The 2,187-nt window shown below is 65.0% G+C and carries 3 protein-coding genes; all 3 read right to left on the bottom strand.

The features are described from left to right. Window positions 1-345: AMP-binding protein (locus EN991_RS33450; protein WP_164769565.1), on the bottom strand; the 345-nt coding region annotated here is incomplete at its 3' end. A gap of 26 nt (window positions 346-371) precedes the next feature. Further along, complete coding sequence (locus tag EN991_RS33445; RefSeq protein WP_013525356.1) at window positions 372-638, bottom strand: acyl carrier protein; 267 nt, start codon at window positions 636-638, stop codon at window positions 372-374. Between the two features lie 23 nt (window positions 639-661). After that, on the bottom strand, window positions 662-2,187 hold a 1,526-nt coding region (gene asnB / locus EN991_RS33440; RefSeq protein WP_127370334.1), incomplete at its 5' end, for an asparagine synthase (glutamine-hydrolyzing).

Genomic DNA, 2,187 nt, shown 5'->3' with positions numbered 1-2,187 from the left:
CGCCTGGATCACGACAGGCATCAGCTTGGCCTGAGTCAGGATCGCCGCAGCCTCGCAATCGTCGATGACATAAGCGAGCTTGTCGGCCTTGGTGGAGGCGTTGATCGGGCTGAAGGTCGCGCCCGCCTTGAGAACCGCGAAGATCGAGACGGCGGCTTCCCAGCAATTGTCCATGAAGACGAGAACGCGGTCGCCGCGCTGCACGCCATTCTCGGCGAGAGCGGTCGCAAGCCGGTTCGACAGATCGTCGAGCTCGTCATAGCGCAACCGCTCCCGGTCGGTGACAAGCGCCGTCTTCGCGCCATGCGCGGCCGCGTTCGTGATGAGGAATTGCTCGACCCGCATGAGCTCGGGCCTTCCGCTGCCAGCCGTCACGCCGCGACGAGCGATGCGGTCTTCGCTGTGATGAAGGCCGTGATGCGCGCCAGTGAATCGAGGTTGGCCGGCACGATATCGGCGTCCGCAACTGTGATTCCGCAATGGTCCTCGATAAAGGCCACCAGTTCCAGAACGCCGGTCGAATCGATGATGCCGTTCTCGATCAGCGAGTCCGTATCGGCGAGGGCGTGGGTGGTGTCGCCGAACAGGAAGTTCTCGATGACAAAGGCCTTCACTGCGTCTTGGATCGTATCGGTCATGTCGTTCGCTTTCCTTGGTGGTGTCAGGCGGCCTTTGCGTTGCAAATGCCTGTGCCGGTGAAAGTCGTCAGCCACAGCTGCGTCGACAGGATGCCGACAAAGGCCGCGTTGTCGCGAAAGCCGGAGGCCGGCTGGCGGCTGCATTTCTCATGTAGTTTTGCCACTGCCTTCGGATTGAAGAGCCCGCCGGCGCTGACTGCGGCGTCGCCCAGGGCCGACTGGACATAGTCCCTCGTGCCCGGCCCAACGAAGGACTGGCTATCCGGTGCGCGATAGGGCTGCTTGGTCCGCCGGCCGATGGCGGCCGGCAGCAGGTCTTTGGTCGCCTCCCGCAGAATATGCTTCTCCACGAGCCCCTTCAGCTTCATCTCGGGAGGAAGGCCGGCGGCAAACTCGACCAGATGATGGTCGAGGAAGGGAAAGCGGCCCTCGATGCCGTGGGCCATCGCCATGCGGTCGCCCTGGCTGGACAGGATATAGCCAGGGAGAAGGAAGCGGGCTTCCAGATATTGCGCCTGATGCAAGGGATGCCAGCGGGCGAACGCCTCGGGCAGCCGCGCGGCGAGCTCCTCGGCGGCGTCATATCCGGACAATGTGGCACGCAGATCGCCCGAGTAGAACAGCTTCGTCGCCGCCGTGCCGTCGAACCTCGGCCGATGGGAGAACAGCGGATCGTCAAGCGTCGCGCCGCTAGCCCCGAAGAAGGAGAACAGGTACTCGGCCGATTGCTGCCTTAGGCCCGGAAGATAGGGGTAGAGCTTGCGGAACAGATGCGGCCGGATGCGGGAGCCGGGCTGTCTCCCGCAAAAGCGCCGAACCCTGGCCTCCTTGAAAATATCGTAGCCGGCAAAGACTTCGTCGGCGCCTTCGCCCGTCAGCACCACTTTCAAGCCGGCCTCGCGCACGAGGCTCGAGAGCTTGTAGAGCGGGGCAGGGGCAGTGCGCAGGATCGGCCGCTCGGTGAAGCGGATAACGTCAGGGAAGACGGCGGCGATATCGCCTTCCCCGCAGGCGACGGCGCTGTGATGCGTGCCGAGCGCACGGGCCATCTCGATCTGGAAGGGGCTCTCGTCATGTTCGGCGCTATCGAAGGTGACCGAGAAGGTCCTGAGGCCACCCGGCGCCATGCCCGCCGCCAGCGCCGATGTGATGGAGGAATCGAGGCCGCCAGACAGATAGGCGCCGACTGGCACATCGGCGCGCATGCGCATGCGGGTCGCCTCCGTAAGGAGGGCGCGCAGTTCCTCGGCCGCGGCACGCTCGTCCCCGTGCCGGGGCGGCGCGTCCCGGTCGGGATACTCCAGACTCCAGTAGGGCCGGGTCGAGACGCTGCCCTCTTGCACGATCATCAGGCTTGCGGGTTCGATCTCGTAGATGTTGCGGAAGGGCGTGCGCGGCGCGATCGGGGCCCAGAGCGTGAAGATCTGGTCGAGTGCGACCGGATCAATCTCGGCCGCGACGCCCGGGGCCTGGAGGAGCGCCTTGACCTCCGAGGCGAAGTAAAGCCGTTCGCCCTGCCTTGTATAGAAGAGCGGCCGGACCCCCATGC

The organism is Mesorhizobium sp. M7A.F.Ca.US.005.03.2.1 (genome assembly GCF_003997795.1).
GTDB lineage: Bacteria > Pseudomonadota > Alphaproteobacteria > Rhizobiales > Rhizobiaceae > Mesorhizobium > Mesorhizobium ciceri.
The sequence above is the reverse complement of the archived record's forward strand: the minus strand, read 5'-3'. Positions and strand labels throughout refer to the sequence as shown.